13 protein-coding genes and 2 pseudogenes are annotated in these 22,905 nt (G+C 67.0%); 12 read left to right on the top strand and 3 right to left on the bottom strand.

Annotated features, from left to right (window positions below):
* Positions 1-6 precede the first annotated feature (6 nt).
* Both AB0K35_RS33880 and AB0K35_RS33875 read left to right on the top strand, forming a co-directional pair.
* Positions 7-264 (top strand): annotated as a pseudogene (locus AB0K35_RS33880) (DUF6444 domain-containing protein); the annotation flags it as partial.
* A gap of 118 nt (positions 265-382) precedes the next feature.
* A complete protein-coding gene (locus tag AB0K35_RS33875) occupies positions 383-715 on the top strand; it encodes a hypothetical protein (RefSeq protein ID WP_363890704.1) in 333 nt (110 codons plus the stop codon).
* Here AB0K35_RS33875 and AB0K35_RS33870 read toward each other — a convergent pair.
* Positions 702-2,201: an ISKra4 family transposase gene (locus tag AB0K35_RS33870; protein WP_363890666.1), complete on the bottom strand. Its 1,500-nt coding sequence runs from the start codon at positions 2,199-2,201 to the stop codon at positions 702-704. The genes AB0K35_RS33875 and AB0K35_RS33870 overlap by 14 nt on opposite strands.
* A 144-nt stretch (positions 2,202-2,345) precedes the next feature.
* Here AB0K35_RS33870 and AB0K35_RS33865 point away from each other — a divergent pair.
* The 9 genes and pseudogenes from AB0K35_RS33865 to AB0K35_RS33825 form a co-directional block, all read left to right on the top strand.
* Positions 2,346-3,119: pseudogene (locus AB0K35_RS33865) on the top strand (transposase); the annotation flags it as partial.
* A 360-nt stretch (positions 3,120-3,479) separates the two neighbouring features.
* A complete protein-coding gene (locus AB0K35_RS33860; RefSeq protein ID WP_363890663.1) occupies positions 3,480-4,439 on the top strand; it encodes a TauD/TfdA family dioxygenase in 960 nt (319 codons plus the stop codon).
* 171 nt (positions 4,440-4,610) lie between these two features.
* Positions 4,611-5,636 carry an amidinotransferase gene (locus AB0K35_RS33855; protein ID WP_363890661.1) on the top strand — a complete coding sequence of 342 codons (1,026 nt, stop codon included), beginning with the start codon at positions 4,611-4,613 and terminating at the stop codon, positions 5,634-5,636.
* Between the two features lie 88 nt (positions 5,637-5,724).
* A complete protein-coding gene (locus tag AB0K35_RS33850) occupies positions 5,725-15,360 on the top strand; it encodes an amino acid adenylation domain-containing protein (protein WP_363890658.1) in 9,636 nt (3,211 codons plus the stop codon).
* The gene (locus AB0K35_RS33845; RefSeq protein WP_363890656.1) at positions 15,357-16,433 is read left to right on the top strand and encodes a branched-chain amino acid aminotransferase; all 1,077 of its coding nucleotides are present in this window, start codon (positions 15,357-15,359) and stop codon (positions 16,431-16,433) included. Before AB0K35_RS33850 ends, AB0K35_RS33845 begins: the two co-directional genes overlap by 4 nt.
* 158 nt (positions 16,434-16,591) lie before the next feature.
* Complete coding sequence (locus tag AB0K35_RS33840) at positions 16,592-18,235, top strand: ABC transporter ATP-binding protein (RefSeq protein WP_363890653.1); 1,644 nt, start codon at positions 16,592-16,594, stop codon at positions 18,233-18,235.
* Positions 18,232-19,992, top strand: a complete 1,761-nt coding sequence (locus AB0K35_RS33835; RefSeq protein ID WP_363890651.1) for an ABC transporter ATP-binding protein — start codon at positions 18,232-18,234, stop codon at positions 19,990-19,992. Before AB0K35_RS33840 ends, AB0K35_RS33835 begins: the two co-directional genes overlap by 4 nt.
* A gap of 46 nt (positions 19,993-20,038) precedes the next feature.
* The gene (locus AB0K35_RS33830) at positions 20,039-20,794 is read left to right on the top strand and encodes an SDR family oxidoreductase (RefSeq protein ID WP_363890649.1); all 756 of its coding nucleotides are present in this window, start codon (positions 20,039-20,041) and stop codon (positions 20,792-20,794) included.
* Positions 20,795-20,843: 49 nt separating this feature from the next.
* A complete protein-coding gene (locus AB0K35_RS33825; RefSeq protein WP_363890647.1) occupies positions 20,844-21,137 on the top strand; it encodes a Dabb family protein in 294 nt (97 codons plus the stop codon).
* Between the two features lie 45 nt (positions 21,138-21,182).
* Here the strand turns inward: AB0K35_RS33825 and AB0K35_RS33820 are convergent, their stop codons facing one another.
* The gene (locus AB0K35_RS33820; RefSeq protein WP_363890694.1) at positions 21,183-21,716 is read right to left on the bottom strand and encodes a transposase; all 534 of its coding nucleotides are present in this window, start codon (positions 21,714-21,716) and stop codon (positions 21,183-21,185) included.
* Complete coding sequence (locus tag AB0K35_RS33815; protein WP_363890645.1) at positions 21,713-22,081, bottom strand: hypothetical protein; 369 nt, start codon at positions 22,079-22,081, stop codon at positions 21,713-21,715. The genes AB0K35_RS33820 and AB0K35_RS33815 overlap by 4 nt, the downstream gene beginning before the upstream one ends.
* A 580-nt stretch (positions 22,082-22,661) precedes the next feature.
* On the opposite strand from AB0K35_RS33815, the gene AB0K35_RS33810 reads away from it, so the two are divergent.
* Positions 22,662-22,905 (top strand): transposase (locus tag AB0K35_RS33810; RefSeq protein WP_363890642.1); only part of this gene is annotated, 244 nt, incomplete at its 3' end.

Raw genomic sequence — 22,905 nt, 5'->3', positions numbered from 1 at the left:
GGTGGGGTGTCTGGAACGCCGTCCATCGTGGAGCTGCTTGGGCGGCTTGCCCGGTTGGAGGCCCGGATTGTTGAGCTTGAGGGGGACAACGCCGGGTTGCGGCGGGAGAACGCGGTGTTGCGGGCGGAGAATGCGGTGTTGCGGGCTCGGTTGGGGCAGGATTCGTCGAACTCGTCGCGGCCGCCGTCGTCGGACGGGCTGGCCAAGCCGGCGCCGAAGTCGCTGCGTGAGCGGTCGGGTCGGCGGCCGGGTGGGCAGTCCGGCCATGAGGGCCGCACGTTGCGGCAGGTTGTTGATCCGCACGAGCGGATCGAGCACGAACCGGCCGGGTGTGGCGGGTGTGGTGAGGCACTGGGCGCGGCGCCGGTGACCGGCGTGGCCCGTGCGGCAGGTGTTCGACCTGCCGGACATCGGCGTGCGGGTGGTCGAGCATCGGATGGTGTCGCGGCGGTGCCGCTGCGGGCGGGTCACCGCGGGTCGGGCTCCGGACGGGGTGGACGCCCCGGTGCAGTACGGGCCGAGAGTGAACGCGGCTGCGGTGTATCTGCAGCAGGCGCTGTTCGGGGCGCAGGCGCGCACGGCGCGGGCGATGGTGGATCTGTTCGGGGTGCCGATGTCGGTCGGCGCGGTCGCCGCCGCGCACGCCCGCGCCGGGGACGCCCTCGCGGATTCGGAGGGGTACGGCTCTTCTGAAGGGAAGATCAAGTTGGGATGACGCCGTCTGCGTAGCGGCGGGCGTGGACTCGTTGTTTCTCCTGCTCAAGGTGGTAGGTCCAGTAGGCGTCGAAGTCGCCGTTGCTGGTCAGGGCGCGTAGCTTGAGGACGGTCTCGGCGTCCGACAGGCCCCAGCGGGCGCCGGTGATGTCCATCCGGTCCTTGACCAGGTGCCGGCAGGCTCCTTCGATCACGCCGGTGACGATCGGCCATCCGGCAGCCAGCGCCTGGTGGTAGCGCAGGTAGCGGGCCTTGGCCAGCAGGTAGGCCACGCACGCGTCGGCGTTCTTGCGCTTGTCGGACGCCAGCCGGGCCTGGGCGGTCTTGCGCTGGATGCGTCCGGCGACGCGGTGGGCACGGCCGGCCAGCACGTCACGGGCCTGGTCGGCGACCCACGCCTCTGCGGCCGGATCACCCTCACGGTAGAAGCACCATGCCGCGGCCCACACATACTCCAGGACGTGCACGAAGTCGACGATGATCGTCACCGGCGGGTCGCGGGCCTTGGCCTGCTTGGTGATCAGGTCGATCTGGTGGGTGTTGCCGTCCACGAGCGCCACCCACGGCCGCAGCCGGTCGGGGTCGACCCGGCAGGCCTGGTCGAACATGGCGGTGATGACGTCGGCCGCGTCATCGGCCACCGACGCGTGCAGCCACTTGTCCACCGCGCGGGGCCCCGTCTGGCGCTGGGTGTCTGGCTGGCCGGGCGTGGCGATCACATCCGCCGCGGTGCGCGGTGCGGGCGTGCAGTGGTAGACGGCCACCACCTCGGCCATGCGCTTGCGGCCGCGCTTTTCGCCCTTGGACAGGCGGGTCACCAGCTTGGCGCTGGTGGCCTTGTTCGCGGTGGCTGCCCGTAGCGCCTCGGGCCGCATCACGATCCCCTTGGCGTCAGCGGTCAACACCAGCACGTCACCGTCCGGGACACCGGCGTACTCGCCGGTGGCGTAGAAGCCGTCCACGTCGCCGGCCGCCGCCGCGGTCAGGGCCTCGACCTGCCGTTTACCCACCTTGACCCCGGTGGCCTGCGCGATGGCCGCCTGCGCCTGCTCGAACGAACCACGCGCCGCGCCCTGCGCGGCCAGCCGCCGCAACCCGTGTGAGTATTTGCCGGCGGGCAGGTTGAGCTTCGCGTCGGCGACGACCCGACTGTCGGCGCCCTTGGCCCGGTACGCGATCCGTTCCACCGTCACCTGCCCGAACACCGTGGCCAGGCTGCGGGCGTGACCGGGCTCGGCGTGCCGTCGCGCGACCGCGTCGTCGCCGACGACAGCCGCCAGCCGTTCCTCCCGCACCGCACGAAGATCCAGGTGATCCTGCTGCAACTGCCGCAGCAGCTCACGCCCCTGCACCGTGAGCTGGTCCTCCAGTTCGGCGTGGGTCAGCCCGCCGCTGTCGGCACCGTCCAGCCAGCCGACGATCTCCTCAAACCGCGCCCGGGAAGAGCCGAACCCCGCCGACGTGCCGGACTCCGCATACACTGCCATCGGGCTCCTTCTCTACCTGCTTGGCTTCGACACCCAGCAAAGTAGACCGAAGGGGCCTCTCTACGTTGTCACCCAACACATCACACCAGCTCACGCGGCGATGATCTTCCCGGCAGAGGAGCCGCACCCGATTCGGAGTTCGTCGACCAGATCCGGGACGCGTTGACCAGCGCGAGCGTGGTGCACGTCGACGAGTCCGGGCTGCGGGTCGCGGGCAGGCTGCACTGGGTGCACGTGGCTACCACCGGCAAATACACCCTCGTGTGGGTGCATGCCAAGCGTGGTCGGGCCGGGATCGACGCCGGGCAGGTGATGGGGTCGATGACCGGGATCGCGGTGCATGATGCGTGGGCGCCGTACGACACCTACGCCCCGGCCGGACACCAGTTGTGCTGCGCGCATCTGCTGCGCGAGTTGACCGCCGCCGCCGAACTGGCACCCGGGCAGGTGTGGCCCGGGCAGGCCACCGACGCGCTCCTGGCGCTCAAGGCCGCCGCCGACACGGCCCGCGCTGCGGGCCGGACCGCAATCGACCCGGGTCTGCTGGCGGAGCAGACCGGCTTGTTCCGCCAGGCCGCCCTGGTCGCGGTCAAGGACCACCAGGCGCAACCGTCCAAAACCGCCCGGAAACTGACCGCGCTGGCCCGCCGGATGCGCAACCGCATCGACGACTACCTACGCTTCGCGGTCGACCTGCGGTCCCCGTTCGACAACAACACCGCCGAACAGCAGATCCGCATGGTCAAGATCCGGCAGAAAGTATCCGGGAGCTTACGCACCCTCGACGGGGCGCAGCAATTCGCGCTGATCCGCTCCTACCTCGCCACCGCCACCGCACACGGCCGCAACATCATGAACGCCCTCACCGAACTGGCCGCCGGTCGCCCCTGGCTACCCACAGCCCAAGCCACCACCTGATCAGTCACGCACGGAGTAGACCTTAATGCCAACAGTAAATGGCACTTGACTTTGTTCGATGGCGCGATCTAGTGTCCTAGACTAGGCGCACGGATGCCGTGGAAGTATGCGCAGTTGCCGTTAAAGCTAGAGGACTAGGACTACTTTGCCGTCATTTTACCCTGATTCGCTACCGTAAAATTTTCCGGTGTGGCGCGGAGTCCGTCATCGCCTTCTCAAACCTTGAAGCAGTATGCCGACGACTCGGCGACAAAGGTCTCGTGGGGGCCGATGTCACTGATTTTCCAGGATCACCGTACTCGGCCGTGAATACGGGTACCCGCACGTGCTGCAGCACTGTAACCAGTCTAGGAGCGCAAGGTGAAGCACTCAGGTGATGGCGAGGGAATCGAGTTCGCGTCGAAGGACGGCCGAGGTCCCGTGCTACTGCGACCGGGGATAGGCGCGAACCCCTTCTCATGGCTTGCGGAAAATCGGCCTCGAATCGATGAGCTCCTTACCACCTACGGCGGTGTCGTCCTGCGCAGCCTCGGAGTCAATTCGGTGTCCGAGTTCAACCGGGTGGTGCAGACCTTCAGTTCTGACCTCCTTGAGTACGTCCACCGCTCCACGCCCCGTACTAAGGTCGGCGGGAAGCTGTACACCTCGACGGAGTATCCGGCGGACCGGACAATACCGCTGCATAACGAGAACTCATACACAGACTCATGGCCCAGTCGCATCTACTTCTATTGCGCAGTAGCCGCCGAACAGGGCGGTGAGACCCCGACAGCTGACTCACGGCGTGTATACCGGCGGATTGACCCGGCGGTGCGGGAAAAGTTCGAACGCACGGGTGTACTCTATGTCCGGAACTTCACCGACGGTATTGACCTGAGCTGGCAGGAAGTCTTCCAGACCACCGAGCGTGCAGTGGTCGAAGCGTATTGTGCAGCGCATGGAATTGAGGTCGAGTGGGGGTCAGGGAGCCCCGTTCTGCGCACCCGGCAGCATTGCGAGGCGACCCTGCCGCACCCGCGCTCCGGAGAGTTGGTCTGGTTCAACCAGGCACATCTCTTCCACACCTCCGCGCTCGCGCCCGACGAGCAGGTCACGCTCGTCAATGAACTGGGCATCGAAAACGTTCCCCGCAATGCGTTCTACGGGAATGGTGATTCGATTGAGCCAGCGGTTCTGGAGCATATCCGCGAGGTGTACGAGCAGGAAAAGGTTGTCATTCCGTGGCAGCGGGGGGACATCATGATGCTGGATAATCTTCTCTTCGCGCATGGCCGCAACCCGTATAAAGGGGACCGCAAGACAGTCGTCGCCATGAGCTGATCATCGGCGTTTTTCAGATCTGCTGCCCACGGCATCTTCTCAAGCGCGCGACACCCCACGCTCACCTTCGAAGGAATTCACATGCTTCTAGAGTCGCTCGGAAACCCCGCACAGCGGGTCGTCAATTCCCACAATGGCTGGGACCCGCTCGAAGAGGTCATCGTCGGAAGCGTGGCGAATTCGGCGAGCCCCGGCTTCGAACCAGCTCTGCGGCCCTATTTCCCGGCCCCGGAGCAGCGGGAGTTCAAGGCAGCTCGGCGCAGTGACGCAGAGATCGAGGCGGCGACCGCGCAACTGGACAATCTCGCGAGGGTACTTGAGGGCGAGAACGTCATCGTGCGCCGGCCCACGCAGACAGACTTCTTCACCGAGGTGAAGACGCCCACGTTCCAGGTGCACAGCCAGAACACCAGCGCGTGCCCACGGGACGTCCTGCTCGTCGTCGGCGACGAGATCATCGAGGCGCCCATGGCCATGCGGAGCCGCTTCTTCGAATACTTGCCCTACCGGGAGCTGGTGCGGGAGTACTTCCGCCAGGGCGCCAAGTGGACGGCCGCCCCCAAGCCAAGCATGGCCGACGAGATGTACGTCCAGGACTTCTCCGTCGACGACGGCCCCTTCGACGCGGACGACCATCCGGCGCTGACCGGCCTGGAGCCCTCCTTCGACGCGGCGAGTTTCAGCCGCATGGGCAGGGACATCTTCTACCAGCCGGACATCGTGACAAACGACTTCGGTGCCGCCTGGCTGGCCCGGCACCTCGGCCCGGAGTACCGCCTCCACAGGATCCGCTTCCGCGATCCTCACCCGCAGCACATCGACGCGACGATGGTGCCGCTGCGTCCGGGGCTCGTCATGATCAACCCCGAACGCCCCCCGGTCGACGACACGATCGCGTTCTTCGAGGAGAACAACTGGCGGGTCATCGCCGCAGAGCCCTCGGTGCGCGGCAGCTTCTACAACACTCCGGAGATCAGCAACTGGATCTCCATGAACGTCTTCAATGTCAATGAGGAGACGATCATCTGCGAGGAACGGGAGAAGCCGATGATCGAGCTGTTCAAGTCGCTCGGGTTCCGGGTCATCGCCATCCCCTTCGCAAACGTCTACCACTTCGGCGGCAGCTTCCACTGCTGCACCGTGGACATCCGGCGGGCGGGCAGCCGGAAGTCGTACTTCCCCGCACTGGATTCCTGACTCGTCCAAGAACCCGTCCGCCCCATTTCTGAGGAAGACGCCCCACATGCGTCGTTCATACGATGACTCCGCCCGGACCGCAGAGACCATGGTGCACCAGCTGTTCGAGGAGCAGGTCCGTGAACAGCCCGACGCCATCGCCGTCACCTGTGTCGACACCAGCCTGACGTACCGGGAACTCGACAACCGGGCCAATGCCCTGGCCTGGATCCTCAGGCACTCGCACGCGGTGGGACCGGAGTCCCTGGTGGTGCTGGTCCTGGAACGCAGCCCGTACGTGCTTGTCAGCATGCTCGCGGTCCTGAAGGCCGGCGGAGCGTATGTGCCCGTGTCGCCGGACAGTCCGGACGACAGGATCAGGCTCCTTCTCGAAGAAGCGGCCTCCCGAGTGGTCCTGACCGACGATGTCCACCACACGCGCCTGGCGGACATCGTCGGCGGCCGGGGCGGCGTCGACGTCGTCACGGTCGATGAGGAAACCCTCGCCCAGAGGCCTCCGGCGACGGAGGAGGCGGCCCAGGACGAGCCCGTCACACCGGACCGCCTTGCGTATGTCATCTTCACCTCGGGCACGAGCGGCCGCCCCAAAGGCGTGATGGTCGAGCACCGGTCCGTCGTCAATTACCTCCGCAACACCAGCGCTCACCTGGGCCTGTCCGCTGGCGACACATGCGGCTACTCGACGCCCGTCAGCTTCGACCTAACGGTGACGACGACCCTGGCCCCGCTGGCACTGGGTGGGCGGGTCGCCGTCTACGACGGTTCGGTCCAGGACGTTGACGCCTACCGTGAGTTCCTGGCCAGGCACAACGTCACCTTCATCAAGCTCACGCCCGGCTACTTCGCTCTGATCGCGAACGGGCTGCACGAGACCGGCGTCCGCACTGTCGTCCTGGGCGGGGAGAAGCTCCACCAGTCGGTGCTGGAGAGGATCCGCACACGTCCGGGGCAGGACCTGAGGGTGTACGACGAATACGGTCCCACCGAGGCGACGGTGGGGACGTGCGTCGCTCTGGTCCATCCCCTGCCGGCCGACGCGGCCCCGAACATCGGCCGCCTCTACGACAACTACCAGGGCCATGTGCTCGACACCGAGGGCCGGCCGGCCCCGGCCGGCGAGGTCGGGGAGCTGTTCATCGGAGGCACCGGTGTGGCCCGGGGCTATCTCAACCAGCCAGAACTCACCGCCGAACGGTTCCCGGGGCACCCCCTCCGGGCAGCGGCGAAACACGATGCCCCCAGCCCCACCGCCGCGGACGCCGCCCACGTCCGGCTGTACCGGACGGGCGACCTGGTGCGCCAACTCCCCGGAGGGGACTTCGAGTACATCGGCCGCAACGACGACCAGGTCAAGATCCGTGGGTACCGCATCGAGCTGGGTGAGGTCGAGCACGCGATACAGACGCACGGGGACGTGTCACAGGCAGTCGTCGTCGCCCGTGTGGTTGGCGAGGAGCAGACGCCGCGCGTGCTGGTCGCCTACGTGGTGGCGGGCGAGTTCGGCTGCTCGGAGCAGGAACTGGCGCAGTACCTCGGAGGAACGCTGCCGCCCTATATGCTGCCCGCCGCATACGTCTTCCTCGACGGCCTCCCGCTGACTCCACATGGCAAAGTGGACCGCAGCGTCCTGCCGGAACCCGAGCAGTTCCGGCAGGAGAAGCGGGTGGCCCCGCGTACCGGCCTCGAACGTGCCGTGTGCGAGATTTGGTCCGAGGTGCTCGGCCGCGGCGGGGAGCCGCTCGGGATCACCGACGACTTCTTCGAGCTGGGCGGTGACAGCATCATGGCTATCCAGATGCTCAGCAGGCTGTGCCAGCAGTTCGGCGTCCACCTCCTGGTCAACGAGGTACTCGACCAGGCCAACGTGGAAGCTCTTTGCGCGCTGCTGGAAATCAGGCTGAGCGAAGGTGTCGGGGCGCAGGACGGTGGCGCGGTGAGCGAGCCAGCGGCATCGGTGGGCGAGGCACCGCTCCTGCCCATCCAGAGGTGGTTCTTCGACCAGGAGTTCGCCCGGCCGGACCATTGGAACCAGGCGTTCCTTGTTGCGACCCCGCAGCTGGATCCGGAACGGCTGCGACAGGCCGTGCGTGAACTCGGGAACCGGCACGGCGAGTTCCGTCTCAGGTACCGCTATGGCGCCGACAGCGAACTCAGCCAGTACTACAGCGACGGCTTCTGCCCCACCGACCTGGCAGTGGCCTCGGCCGACGAGACCGAGGACCTCCAGGGACTTCTCACCGCCTGGCAGAGCGACTTCGATCTGCGCAGCGGTCCCGTCTACCGCGTGGGCTATATAGACGGGCTTCCCGGCGGCGACGCACGCGTGTTCATCGCCTGCCACCATTTGATCGTCGACGCCGTGGGCTGGCGGATCCTCACCGAAGAGCTGGAGGCGCTGTACCACGGGCGCGCCCTGCTTCCACCCGGCAGCAGCTACGGGCAGTGGTGCACGGCCGTCCAGCAGTATGCGGACGGACATCCGGACGAGCGGGAGTACTGGCAGCGGACCGTCGACGGCTTCGCGCAGACCGGCGACGAGGCGCTGCGCGGGCTTGTGCTCAGCGAAGACACACGAACGGTGTCCGAGCTGACCCTGGACCGGGACACCAGCCGCCGTCTCCTGCGGGAGAGCCACCACACGTACCGCACGCAGATCAATGATTTTCTCCTCGCCGCGTTCGCGCACGCCCTCCGCGACATCACCGGCGAGACGGACCATTACATCCTTCTAGAGGGGCACGGCCGGGAGGAGATCGGCCTGCGGCTGGATGTGTCCCGTACCCTCGGCTGGTTCACCACGATGTTCCCCGTGCGACTGAGCGCGGGGCCGGACTGTCTCGCCACTCTGCGGGACACGAAGGAGGCGCTGCGCGCGATCCCGGAGAAGGGCATCGGATACGGCGCCCTCTACGGGTATGACACCGACCAGCTGCCGCGCATCAACTTCAATTATCTCGGCTGGCTAGACAACGACGAGGTGACGGGCCCGGAGGCCCGCTGGCGGATCACCCGGGAGGACGTGGGCGTCGCCGTTCACTCGGCCAACCGGGACGGCAACATCATGACGATCAATGGCTGGGTCGTCGACGGCCGCCTCACCTTCACCATCGCGAACAAGCTCGGGCAGGAGACGGGCGACCGTTTGGCCCGCCGATTCGAGCAGTGGCTGGCCGGTTTCGTCGAAGAGCTGTCGGGTGTGGAGCGGACGTACCTCACGCCGTCGGACGTGGATCACGTGGTCCGTCCGGACTCTCTCGACGAGCTGCAGTCCGATCGTGAAATTGATGGCGTCTACCTGGCCAACAGCCTGCAGCAGGGCTTTATTTACCACGCCCTGACGCAGAACAGGACCGATGACGCCTACATCGTCCAGATGATGTGGAGCTATGCCACCGAGATCGATCCGCGGCTTCTGCGCGAGGCGTGGTGCGCCGCACAGCGCACGTACCCGAGCCTGCGGCTGCGCTTCGGATGGCAGGACGATCTGGTGCAGGTCATCGACGCGAAAGGCACGGTGGACTGGCGCTACCACGACCTGAGCCACGAATCCGCCGACCGCCGGGCCGAATCGCTGAATGGGATACGGGAAGGGGACCGGGCAGAGCCCTACGACCTCGGCGGCGGCTCGCTGTTCCGTATCCATCTGGTGCGGCTGGGGGACGGCCATTACACCTGTCTGTTCAGCCACCATCACTCGATACTGGACGGCTGGAGCATCACCGTCCTGCTGAGTTTTGTGCATGACACCTATCAGGCCCTGCTCTCCGGCCTGCCCGTGCACAGCACCCCGGACCGCAGCTATGGGGCAGCACAGCGATACCTGCAAGAGCACCATCTGGACGAGGCCGCGTTCTGGCGTGAATACCTCGCCGGCTACGAGGACCGGATGGACCTGCGGGGGCTGTTGAGTCCCGCAGCGCGGGCAGCCGGAGTACGGACCGACGAGGTCCGGCGGGTTGAGGACATGCGGGAAATCGCCGTCACCGTGTCCGGGGACCAGCTCGAAGAGGTGCGGCGGCTGGCACAGGAGTCGGGTGTCACCGCGAACGCGCTCTTCCTCAGCCTCTGGCACAAGGCACTGGCCTGCTACAGCGGATCACGGCAGACCATCACCGGTGTCGTCGTCTCCGGCCGCAATATTCCGACGAACGACGTCGACCGCACCGTCGGCCTGCTGATCAACACCCTGCCGCTGGTGCTGACGAGCGGCGCTCCGGATGAGCTGGTCGTGGACACCCTCCGCGACGTACAGCGCCAGATCAATGAGCTGAACGCGCGGAGCACCGTCAACCTGGCCGCGCTGCACGAGGGATCGAACCGGCTGTTCGACTCGCTCTTCATCTACGAGAACTGGCCCAAGATCAGCCCCGACGGCTGGCAGAAGGCGCTCTCGGTACGGAATGCGCGGGAGTTCGAGAAACTCGACTACCCGCTGTCTATGATCGTCTCCGAGACGCCCGATAGCATCAGGCTCCGTCTGGCGTACGCCGCCGAACTCTTCGACGCAGACCTGGCCGAAGAGATGCTGCGGATACAGCGTCACCTGCTGGACGGACTGCTCGCGGGTGCCCGGCGTCCATGGAGCGAGATCCAGCTGCTGACCGAGGAAGCACGCACGGAGGTCACCGGCATCCTCAACCCGCCGGCGGCGGAATCTGCCACAGCCGGGACCTTTCTCGACCTCTTCGAGGCCCAGGCGGAACGGTGGCCGGAGCGCACCGCCGTGAGCTGCGAGGGCACGAGCCTCACCTACCGCTCCCTCAACGAGCGCGCCAACCGGCTCGGGCATCTGCTGTCCGGGCCGGACGCCCTCGATCCCGAGGAACCGGTCATTGTCTGCATGGACAAGGGCATTGGCCTCATGGTGTCGCTTCTGGCCGTGGCCAAGGCCCGTGGCGCGTACGTACTGCTGGACCCGAGCTACCTGGACGAGCGGATCGCCTACATCCTGACCGATACGAGGGCCAAGACGGTCCTCACCACCCGCCGCGACGCGGCGCGTCTGGCCGGCCTCGGAGATCCAGGCCAGACCCCGGCGGTCCTTGCCCTGGACACCCAGGAGACGGCCGCCATGCTCGCCGCGGCGTCGCCCGCCAACCTCGCTTCGCGGCCCGCCGCTGGCGACCTGATGTACGTCCTCTACACCTCTGGCACCACGGGCAATCCCAAGGGGGTCATGGTCGAGCACGGGTCGTTCGACCTGCTCGTCTCCCAAGCACGCGAGCAGTACTTCGCGGACCGGGAGACTGTCAGCACATGCAGCCTCACCAATCACGTATTTGACATCTTCGGCCTGGAATACGGCCTGCCGCTGAGCACCGGCGGCACGGTCGACCTCGCCATCGGGATCCCGGAAACCTTGGACTGCGGGCCGTACGACTTCGTACAGGCAACGCCCACCGTGTGCGATGTGCTGCTGGACCGGCTGACGAATACCGACGGCACACTGCTGTTCGTCGGCGGAGAGAAGCTGGATCGGGAACTTCTCGACCGGGTGATGGCAGCCTCGTTGGACCTCGTCCATGTCTACGGACCGACCGAGACGACGATTTGGTCCACCTCCTGGCTCTACCGGTACACCGAGCCGCGCGACGGGCTGCCGGTCAACCTGGGAAGGCCGTTCGGCAATGAGACCGTCCACGTTCTGGACGCATTTCACCGGACGCTTCCCGTGGGCGCGGTCGGTGAACTCCACATCGGCGGCGGGGGACTGGCCCGCGGCTATCTCAACAGGGACGACCTCACCGCCGAGCGGTTCGTCACCCCCTCGCCGACCACCACGGGCGGCCCTGCTCCGGGCCGGCTCTACCGCACCGGAGACCTCGTACGGCTCCTTCCCGGCGGGGTGCTGGAGTTCGTCGGGCGCAATGACGCCCAGGTGAAGATCCACGGGCATCGGATCGAACTCGGGGAGATCGAGGCGGCTCTTCTGCGCCATCCCGCAGTCCGGCAGGCCGTTGTTGTCGTCAAGGACATCGGCCGTCCGGTACTCATGGGCTACTACGTCTCCGAGAGCGCCCCGGACGCCGACGAACTGACCGACTTTCTCCGGCAGAACCTGGCGGCGCACATGGTGCCGGCCGCCTGTGTCCGGCTCGCCGCCCTGCCGCGCACCATCAGCGGCAAGGTGGACCGCGCGGCACTGCCCGAGCCGGAGTTCGTCAGTACGCCGGGGGTCACACCGCCCCGCTCGCGCCTGGAAGCCGACCTGTGCGCGGCCATCGCCAGCCTGCTCGGACTGCGGACGGAGGAGGTCGGCATCGACGACGACTTCTTCCAGCTCGGCGGCAACAGCATCCTCTCCATCAGGCTCGTCACGGTGCTCCGGCGCGAACTCGGCGTGGAGGTGACCGTCGCACACCTCCTAGAGAGCAGGACGGTCAGGGCTTTCGTCGAAGGTCTCGAAATCCGGCGCTCCCACCCCGCCGAGGTCATCTCCACCTACTTCGACCGGCCGGAAGACCAACTGCTGTCCTTCGCCCAGGAGCGCCTCTGGTTCATTGAGAAGTTCGAACGCGGAACCCATGCCTACAACGTGCCGCTCGTCCTCGAGGTCGCCGAACACGTCGACATCGACATCCTGCTGGCCGGCGTGCGCGCGGTGGTCGAGCGCCACGAGATCCTGCGGACTCTCATCAAGGAGACCCGGGACGGCGTCGGGTACCAGGTCGTGCGGGACATTGACGAGGTGCCGCTGCCTCCCGTCGTCCGGGTGTCCGGCAACGAAGCCCTGCACGAGAACCTGCGGGGAGATGTGGAGCGGGTCTTCGACCTCGCGAACGAGGGCCCGCTGCATATGCGGCTCTACGAGGTGGCGCAGCCCGCGGCCCGATACCTGGCGTTCGTGGTCCACCACATCGCCTTCGACGGCTGGTCGATCGATGTGCTGCTGGAAGACCTGACGGCCGCGTACGCCCTGCTGGAGCAGGCACCGCCGGGGACCGGCCTCGCGCGGCGGCTGCTCGCCCCGGAGCTGCATTACAAGGACTTCGCCGCCTGGCAGCGGCGGTCTCTCACCGGTGAACGAGCCGACGCGCTCGTACGGTTCTGGGAGGAGAAGCTCCAGGGGTGCCCCAGCCTGGACCTCGTTCCGGACTGGCCACGGCCGGACAGCATCGACTACCGGGGCTCGGACCTCTTCCTCACCGTCGACGCAGAGGTGTCGCGCGGGCTCCGGCAGCTGGCGCAGGAGATGCGGGTCAGCCTCTTCAGCCTGCTGCTGAGCGTCCACCACCTTGCCCTGCGCTGTTTCAGCCACCAGGACGACATCGTCGTCGGCGTGCCGGTCGCGAACCGGGACCATCCCGGGCTGGAACGCCTCGTCGGATTCTTCATCAACACCTTGCCGCTGCGGGTGCGTATCGACCCCGCCGGGACCGTCGCCGACCATATCGAGGCGACTTCTCGCGAGGTCATGGATCTGCTCCTACACCAGGAACTGCCTTTCGAGCAGCTGCTGACGGCACTGGACGTCCCCCGTGATATGAGCCGACACCCGGTATTCCAGGTCGCCTTCAGCGTGCAGAGCTTCGGCTCTCCGCCGCCCGGCCAGGGTGACCAGCCACGCGAGACCGTGCGGACGACGTCTTTGACCCGTGAGCTGTACAAGGTCGCGAGGTTTGACCTCAGCACATCCGTCGACGACTCGCGTGAAGAGCTTGAGGTCAATGTCAACTACGCCACCGGTCTGTTCGACCACGCGACCATCGAGAGCTTCGGGGAGACCTATGTCCACCTCCTCCGGCAGATCGCAGACCTCGCCGGGGACGAGCGGGCGCGGCGACGGCTGTCGATCCCGGACCTGACGTACCAGCGGTACGACGACACCGCCCGCCCCAGCGATGGCCGGATGCGGCCGGTCTATGTGCTGGACAGTGAACTCCGGCCGCTGCCCGTCGGCGCCGTGGGAGAGCTGTACATCGGTGGCACGGGACCGGCGCACGCGGATGGCTCAGGGAACGAGCGTCTCTACAAGAGCGGCGACCTGGTGCGTTGGGCCCCGGACGGCAGTCTCCGGTCCGCCGGCCGGAGCGAGGCCCGGGCCGAGGCGCCGCCCGCCCCGGTGGCGGGCCCCCATCTCACAGGAGACGGCGAGTTCACCGCTCCCCGGAACGGCATGGAAGAGAAGGCACGGGGCATCATGGCCGATGTCCTGGCGATCGATCCCGAGAGGATCAGCGTCCATGACGACTTCTTCAAGCTGGGCGGCAACAGCCTCCTGTCGATCAAGCTGGTCAGCCGGCTGACCTTCGAGTTGGACATCGACATCAGCATCGCCGCGATCTTCCGGTATCGGACGGTGGCCAGCCTGGTGGAGAGCCTCGAGACCGTGGCCGCCAAGCCCGTGCCGATCGAGCCGGCCCGGACGTCGGACACGTCGGAGCAGCCGCTGTCGTTCGCGCAGGAACGGCTGTGGTTCATCGACCAGTACGAGCAGGGCACCGATGTGTACAACATCCACCTCTGCTACGAGATTCTGCCGGGTGTCGAAGTGCCAGTGCTGGAGCGCTGCTTCCGCGCCGTCCACGAGCGCCATGAGGTACTCAGGACAGTGATCCGGCGCTCCGCCGGCGGGGACCCCCACCAGGTGGTGCTGGACCACCGCCAAGTGCCTCTCGTCGTCCGGCACATCAGCGGCGCCAACGAAGAGGAGCTAGCCACCGAGGCCAGGGCGGAAGCCACCCACCGCTTCGACCTGGGCCGGGAGGCGCCCGTCCGGATCACTTTCTACCAGCAGGGCGAAGGCAGTAAACGGCGTGCGTTCGTGGGCATCCTGGTGCACCACATAGCCTTCGACGGCTGGTCAGCGGATCTCCTGCTGCACGAACTGACGGCATTCCACCAGTACTTCATGCAGTCGGCGGCCGACGGGCGAGCGAGCCTCGGCCTGCCCGCGCTCACCGTTCAATACCGTGACTTCGCGGCCTGGGAGCGCAGCATGCTGAGCGGCGACCGACTCGGCAAACTGCAGGCGTACTGGCGGAACCGGCTGGAAGGACGGCAGCCGTTGGAGCTACCGACCGACCGGCCGCGGCCAAGGAAGGTGGACTACCGGGGCGGGCAGCTCGCGGTCGAACTGGAGGAAGAGACCACGAAGGCGCTGCGACGGCTGGCACAGGAGACGGATACCAGTCTCTTCAGCGTGCTGCTCGCCGCCTACTACCTGCTGCTCCAGACGTATACGAACCGCAGCGACCTGGTCGTCGGCATTCCGGCGTTCAACCGGACGCACCAGCATACCCACGACCTGATCGGCTACTTCGTCAACTCGCTCGCCCTCGACTTTAACATCGACGGCGAGGACGACGTCCAGGCGCTGATCGAAAAGGTCGCCGCGCGTGTGATCGAGGCCCAGGAACACCAGGAGCTGCCGTTCGAGCGGCTGGTGGGTCATCTGAACCTGCCGGCCGACCCTAGCCGCCACCCGCTATTCCAGGTCTGGTTCGACGTGAACTCCTTCGCGGAGGCGGATGCGGACCGGGCACACGACGCCGGACGGTCCGGACAGGGGCTGCTGCGCACGCACGATCTCAGCGGCTGCGCAGCCGACGGGCAGTCACTCACGGTCGCCAAGTTCGACCTCGGGCTGGTGATCAACGACGGTGGCGAGGCTCTCGTCTGTACCTTCAGCTACGCCACGAGCCTTTTTGAGGAGAGCACCGTGGACAGGTTCGCGGCCACCTATCGGTCGATCCTCGAGCTGTTCGCGGGAGGAAACCGATGAGCGCCGACTTCCCCCTGTCCCGGACGGCACATCCCGCACCGGAGGCCGAACGCACCCAGATACTCAGCGCGCCAGTGTTCGGCCAGTACTTCACCGATCACATGGCCTTCGCCTCATGGACACCGGAGAGCGGATGGCACGATCGGGGAATCGGCCCGCTCAAACCCTTCACGTTGCACCCGGGCACCGCCGTCCTGCACTACGCGCAGGAAATCTTCGAGGGACTCAAGGCATACCGGCACGCCGACGACAGCGTCTGGCTGTTCCGTCCGGAGGCCAACGCCCGCCGCTTCGCCCGTTCCGCACGGCGCCTGGCGCTGCCGGACCTGCCGGCCGAGGACTTCCTGGTCAGCGTGGAAGGGCTGATCCGCGCGGATGAGCCCTGGGTCCCTGGGCCTCACGGCGATACGAGTCTGTACCTGCGACCCTTTATGTTCGCCTCCGACCCGTTTCTCGGCCTGCGGCCCGCCAGACAGGTCGAATACTCAGTGATCGCGACCCCGACCGGCTCCTACTACTCCTCCGGCATCACGCTGTGGGTGAGCGACCAGTACACCCGCGCGGCCAGGGGCGGCACCGGTGCGGCCAAGTGCGGCGCCAACTACGCCGCGGGCCTGGCCGCGCAGGCCGAAGCCCAAGAGCGCGGCTGCGACCAGGTCCTGTACCTGGACAGCGCGGGGGAGGGAAAGCTGGAGGAGTCCGGCACGATGAACCTGTGCCTGGTCACCTCTGACGGCCGGCTGGTCACGCCCGCCCTGGGCACGATCCTCGAAGGGGTGACCCGCGACAGCGTTCTCACGCTGGCCACCGACTTCGGCCTGGTTCCGGAGGAGCGGGCGGTCACGCTGGACGAGCTGCGTTCCAGGGCCGAGGAGGGCACCGTCACTGAGGTGTTCGCCGTCGGCACGGCCGTAGTGGTCACCCCGGTCGTGGCGTTCAAGGGAGACGGCTACGAGTTCGTCATCGGCAACGGCACGCCCGGAAAGCAGACGATGGCGCTGCGGGAGCATGTGCTGGACATCCAGCACGGCCGGGCGGAGGACACACATGGCTGGATGCGGCGAGCAATCTGAAAACTCGACTGACCGGCGCATCAATTGACGGGAGCAGCGTGAGCAGGACCATGACGACGGCGTCGATCAGTGACGCACCGGCCCGGAACGGGGATGCCCCGATCCCCGGTTCCGCATTGAAGTTGTTGCTTCGGGGAATCCGTCGCAACAGAGCCGGTGTGGCGCGCTCCTTCGGCCTGCTGGCGGCGTGGCAGCTGTCCGAGGCGATGGTGCCCGTGGTGGTCGGTCTGGTCATCGACCATGCGGTGGCGGGGGGAAGCGTCACCTCCTTCGCCCTGTGGGGCAGCGTGCTGGTCGGGGTGTTCGCCTCGCTGATGTTCACCTACCGCTGGGGTGCCGCCGACGCGTACCGGATCGATCAGCGGGAGAACCACCGGCTCCGGGGCGAGATCGCCCACCACGTACTGCGGCCGCTCGGTGCGCGCACCGGCACCCTCTCCGGCGGCATCCTCTCCCTGTCCACCGTCGACACGGCGAGTGTGGGCGGCCTGGCCCGGTCCATGGGCTATACGTTCGCCTCGGCGGTCGCGGTGCTGGTGAGCGCCGCCGTCCTGCTGCGCATCGACATCGCGATCGGGCTCGCCGTGCTGCTCGGCGTACCGCTCGTGCTGGGGATCATCCAGTTCGTCACGCCCGTGCTGTCTCGCCGTGATCGCGACCAGCGGACCGAGATTGCCAGAAGCAGTGGCACGGCGGCGGACCTGGTGCGCGGCCTGCCCGTCCTCAAGGGCATCGGCGCGGAGGACGAAGCCGCCGCACGCTACCGGGCACAGAGCCAGGTCGCCAGAGCGGCCGGCATCCGGCTCGCCGACTCCCACGGCGTCATGGAGAGCGTCACCACCGGGCTCAGCGGACTCTTCCTGGCCGGTGTCACCCTGCTCGCGGGTAAGCGGGCGCTGGAAGGCACCATCACCATCGGACAGTTGGTCGCCATCGTCGGCCTCACCCAGTTCCTTGCGGTGCCCGTCCAGGCCCTCGGCCGGATCGGCGCGAAGATCGCGGCCGCATATGCCTCAGCGTCCCGGATCGTCGACTTCCTGCACACGCCGCCACTGCTGGACGACGGTTTCGCGGAGCCACCGCTCGGCTCGGCCCCGGCAGTCTCCCTCAACGACGTGACCACCGGCGCTCTAAACGGGTTCACCCTCGCCTCCCGGCCGGGTGAACTGCTCTGCCTCGCCGTGGACGACCCGGCCGTCACCCGGACCCTCGTGGGCCTGCTCACGGGTGAGATACACGGCGCGGACATCACCGGCGAGGTCCTGCTCGACGGCGCCGCGATCAGCGATCTGAGCCTGCGAGCACGCGCCCAGCGCCGTCTGGTGAACCCCCATCACACCGAACTTCTGGAAGGCACGTTGCGCAGCAACCTCGATCCGGACAGCCGGCACAGCGACACCGATCTCGTGGACATCCTCGGCGCGATATCGGCGCAGGACATCATCAACCTCGACGAAAAGGGCCTGGATCAGCGGGTGACGCCCTCGGGGGCGACCTACTCCGGCGGCCAACGACAGAGGATCACGCTGGCCAGAGCACTGGCGGCCGATCCTCCGGCCCTGCTGCTCGACAACCCGACCACCGCGGTGGACGCGGTCACCGAACAGCACATCGCCCGCGGAATCAGCGCCCTGCGCCATGACCCGGTGAGCACGCGCATCACGTGGATCATCACCACGAGCCCCGCGCTGCTCAGCCAGGCGGAGCGTGTGGTGTTCGTGGCAGGCGGCCGCGTCGTCGAGGAGGGCACTCACCAGGAGCTGCTCGGCCGGCCCGCCTACCAGGAGCTGGTGCTGCGGTGAGCCGGGACCTGCTGCCGATCGGAACCTACCGGGAGACCTTTGCCTTCCTCGGCCACATGGTGTGGGGCAATGGCAACCGGCGGGCGACCGTGACCACGGCCCTCGCGATTGTGTTGGGGAGCGCCTCCGGCCTTGTGGCGCCCTGGGTTCTCGGAACGATCGTCGATGACATCCGCGCCGGGCGGGACACCATCCTCTCCTCAGCGCTGATCATCGCCGCCGCGGCGGTGGCGTCCGCGCTGCTCGGAGGCATGGCGGTGGCCGCGCTGGCGCGGGCGGGCGAGCCAGCTCTGGCCGAGTTGCGGGAGCGCGTGCTCGTCCGGGCGCTGCACCTGCCCGCGGACCGGATAGTGCGGGCCAGCACAGGGGACCTGCTCTCCCGGCTTTCCGACGACGTGCGGACCGTGTCGGAAGGGCTGAACAACGTCGTACCGATCGTCCTGAACTCGGCCGTCACCGTTGCGTTCACCTCCGTGGGTGTGCTGGCCCTGGATTGGCGTCTGGGGCTGGCCATGCTCATGGCGGTGCCGCTGTATGTGTTCGGGCTGAGGTGGTTCCTGCCGCGCTCCGAGCGGTTGTACCGCGAGCAGAAGGTCGCGCAGGGAGAGCGCGCCGAGGCGCTCCTCACGGGCCTCAACGCTGCTCCGACGGCCCGAGCCTTCGGGATCGGGGGCGGACTGCTCCGGCGGATCGAGGACACCTCCGACAGTGCTGTCGGTTTCTCCGTCTCCGTGTACCGGCTCACGCTCCGCCTCCTGAACCGGAACAACCTGGCGGAACTCTTCGGACTGGCCATGGTCCTCGGTCTCGGGTTCCTCCTCGTGCGCAACGACCTCACCACCGTCGGCGCCGTCACCGCGGCGGCGCTGTACTTCCTCCGCCTCTTCACTCCCATCGGAGGACTGCTCTTCACCTTCGACCAGTTCCAGGCGATCGGCTCCGCGCTGGCACGGCTCGTCGGCATCGCGACGATGCCGACCGCCCCAGATCCCCGTCCGGCCACCGGGCCCGGGGACGTCGTACTCTCGGGGATCAGCCATCAGTATGTGCCGGGCAAGCCGGTCCTGCGCGATGTCGACCTGCGGATCGCCGCTGGTGAGCGGGTCGCTCTCGTCGGTGTCACCGGAGCTGGAAAGACGACGCTGGGCGCGATCGCCGCCGGGGTACTCCGGCCGACGCAGGGCACGGTGACGGCTGCCGGTGTTCCCTACGATCCCGAGCGGACCGGGGCGGGCTCAGGCGTCTTCCTGGTGACCCAGGACGTTCATGTCTTCGCCGGGACCGTACGGGAATCGCTCACACTGGTGAGGCCCGGGGCTTCGGATGAGGAAGTCCGGCATGCCCTGGTCGTGACGCTGGCTGACCGGTGGGTCACGGCGCTCCCCGACGGCCTGGATACCGTCATCGGCGATCAGGGGCATCAACTGACACCGGACCAGAGACAGCAACTCGCCGTGGCCCGCATCGTGTTGAGTGACCCATGGTTCGTCGTGCTGGACGAGGCCACCGCGGAGGCCGGTTCGACGGGCGCCCGCCTGCTGGAGAAGGCCGCCGAAGCGGCGATGCGCGGCCGTACCGCTCTTGTGGTGGCACACCGGCTGGCCCAGGCCCGGTCGGCCGACCGCATCCTCGTAATGCACGACGGAGCCATCAGCGAACAGGGAACCCACGACGAACTGCTTGCGGTCAGCGGCCGTTACGGCGAACTTTGGCGAGCCTGGTCGGACCGCCACACGGTGGTCGGCCGGCAGCCCTAGCAGTGCACATCGGCAGAGCAGGACAGAAGACTCATGGAGTGCAGTAATGGATCTTGAATTGAAGGCCAGAACAATCGTCGTCACCGGGGGATCGCGCGGACTGGGGCTGGCCGCGGCCAGGGAATTGGTGGCCGAAGGCGCACAGGTCGTCATCGCGGGGCGCGACGGGAGCCGCGCGGCGGAGGCGGCTGCGTCCCTCGGCGGCAGCGCGGTAGGAATGGCCGCGGACACCGCCGACCCCGCCACTCCCGACCGGCTCATCGCCGCGGCACGCGACACGTTCGGGAATTTTGACGGCATCTTGATCAGCACCGGAGGGCCCGCACCAGGAACCGCGGCCTCCAGCACGGAAGCCCAATGGCGGGCGGCGCTCGACTCGGTCTTCCTCGGTACGGTACGGCTGGCCCAGAAGGCGGCCGAACAGCTCCCCGAGGGAGGGGTGGTCGCCCTCGTTCTCTCCAGTTCCGTGTACGAGCCGATTCCCGGCCTCACCATCTCCAACGGCCTTCGCCCTGGCCTGGCCGGGTACGCCAAGTCTTTGGCGGATGAAGTCGGTCCACGCGGCATCAGGGTCGTGGGCCTCCTTCCGTACCGCATCTACACCGACAGGGCTCGCGAGATCGATGCCCGCAGCGGTGACGCTCAGGCAGCCCGCGCGCGCAACTCTGCGGATATCCCATTGCGCCGGTATGGCACTCCGGAGGAATTCGGAAAGATCGCGGCCTTCCTGTTGTCTCCTGCCGCGTCCTACCTCACTGGCGTCATGGTCCCGGTGGACGGGGGCGGTCTGCGTAGCTTCTGACGTCAGCCTGGATTCTGCCCGAATGGTACGAGCCTCAGATGGAGGATCTATGATCTGTCATGTCGTCCTGTTCAAGTTCCATGACGGCGTGGGCTGGGATGACCCACGTTTCCTCGAAGCGGAAAGGGATGTTCGTGTTCTCCCGAAAGCAATCCCTGAGATCCTTGAGTGGAAATGCGGCCGGAACGTCACCAACCGAGAAATAGCGTATGACTACGCAGTCATCGGCAGCTTCAAGGACAAGAGTGCCGTGGAAACGTATCTCTACCACCCGGTTCATATGCGCGGCGTGGACCAGTGGCGGCAGTTTTCCACCTGGGTGGTCACGGACTTTGAGTTGTAGCCGTGAGATCTGACCCTGTCTCACTGCCCTAAAGATCTGGTTCGGTTAGGTCATTTTAGGTAGATTTGATTCTGTGATGGTGATCGTGTAGCCGACGTCGCGGGTGTGCTGGGTTTCGCGTTGTTTCTTGGTTCGTGGGCTGGTCCGGGTCCGGCTCCTGCGTTCTCGAGGGGTGGCGGCGATCGTGGCTTGCAGGTCAGCGGAGTCGCTGTGGTGTCCGCAGGCTTGGCAGGGCGTTGAAGCGGTCAGGTGGTCGCGGGTCGCGTGCAGGACGGCGGTGAAGGAGATTTCGTCGGGGTTGACACCGAGGTCGACTGCGGCGGTCACCGCGTGATCGACGAGTGCGTTGTAGACGGTCAACAGCGCCCAGATTTCTTGTTCTGCCAGGTCCGGGGACTGGCCGCGGAGCCGGCGGTCGCCGCCGCGTAGCGTCGATTTGATCGATTTGTACACCAGTTCCGCTTGCCATCTTTCGGCGTAGAGCCGGGCGATCTGGTCGGCCGGGTAGGCCTCGTGGTCCAGTAGTGTGGCCAGGATCCGGAACCTGCTCGTGGTGGTCTTGCCGGCCCGGTCGGTCAGGGTGACGGTGAACTCGACCAGCCGGGCGGTGATATCGAGCAGCCGGGCGGCCTTCGGTCGGCGCTGGTTTTACGGCGGCGGGTGAGCATCGCGTCGGACTCCCGTAACCGGACCATGTGCGACCCGTCAGAGCAGGTGCGCAGGATCTTCGCCGGGAGGCTCTTGACGCCGTTCTTCACCCGCCAGGCCAGGTGCGCGCCGGTCGCGGCCGCGACCCGCCACCGGTGCATCGAGAAGAAATTCCGGTCGGCGAGGTTGATCGTGCCCGGTTGCAGGTCCGCGACGAGCCGATCCCACAGTGCCTGTTCACTGACCTGGCACGAGTCGACCTGCGCGGCGAGGAGCCGGCGAGTGCCACACGCCACCACCGTGACGACCCGCGCGAGCCTGTCCGATTTTCTGTGGTGCGCCGGGATAAACCGGCATGGAGGAGGAGATGGAAGAGCTCTACGCCGAAGGAGTAGCGACCCACGGCGGCCCCGAGTCATGCGTTGGCGTTCGTGAGGACGTTGGCGAAGCGTTGGCAGGGGCACGTGCAGGCCGGGCTATTGAGCCACGAAATTTCGAGATCGGGGCGCCGACGCTGTCACAGAGGTGGAAGGCAACACCGCTAGCGGCGTTTTCGCGAGCCGGTGGCGGGTCCCGCGTGGTCAGAGAACCAGGGCATGTACGGAACCTTCATGCGCGAGAACCGGGAGGGCCTGTGCCCGCCCGTCCATCTGATCGTTGGGCGGGCCGTTCGGGGAACGCTGAGGCGGTACGCCTGAGATGAACGGGTATGGGCAGTCGGATCGTCCCGTAGTACCTGCGAACCCGCCGAACAAGGCCACGGCTGCGGAGGTGGGGGAGGAAAGGGGACGAGCCAAGGGGAACACGGACAGCAAAACGCGTCCCGGACTCAGTGCCGGAACCGGCGCGTCCAGTGCGCTGGGCCGTGTGGGCGAGGTGGCACGACGAGACAAGGATGCGCGGTTCACCGCGCTGCTGCACCACGTCAGCCTGGGTCGGCTTCGGGCGGCTTACTGGGCGATCCGCCCTCAGGCCGCGGCCGGGGTGGACGGGGTGACGTGGGCCGAGTACGGGCGGGACCTGGAGGTCACCGACAGCGTCGTGGAGGAGATGGAAGCCTGGCGGCAGCGGCCCCTCGACAGGATCTATCCCGTGGTGTTCATCGACGCCCTGGTGATGA

The organism is Micromonospora sp. NPDC053740 (assembly GCF_040677775.1).
Classification (GTDB): Bacteria; Actinomycetota; Actinomycetes; order Mycobacteriales; family Micromonosporaceae; genus Micromonospora; species Micromonospora alfalfae.
The sequence above is the reverse complement of the archived record's forward strand: the minus strand, read 5'-3'. Positions and strand labels throughout refer to the sequence as shown.

Coding starts and splice junctions, on each gene's coding strand:
- AB0K35_RS33870 (WP_363890666.1), bottom strand. CDS start 2,201: ATGGCAGTGTATGCGGAGTCCGGCACGTCGGCGGGGTTCGGCTCTTCC.
- AB0K35_RS33850 (WP_363890658.1), top strand. CDS start 5,725: ATGGTGCACCAGCTGTTCGAGGAGCAGGTCCGTGAACAGCCCGACGCC.
- AB0K35_RS33845 (WP_363890656.1), top strand. CDS start 15,357: ATGAGCGCCGACTTCCCCCTGTCCCGGACGGCACATCCCGCACCGGAG.
- AB0K35_RS33830 (WP_363890649.1), top strand. CDS start 20,039: ATGGATCTTGAATTGAAGGCCAGAACAATCGTCGTCACCGGGGGATCG.
- AB0K35_RS33825 (WP_363890647.1), top strand. CDS start 20,844: ATGATCTGTCATGTCGTCCTGTTCAAGTTCCATGACGGCGTGGGCTGG.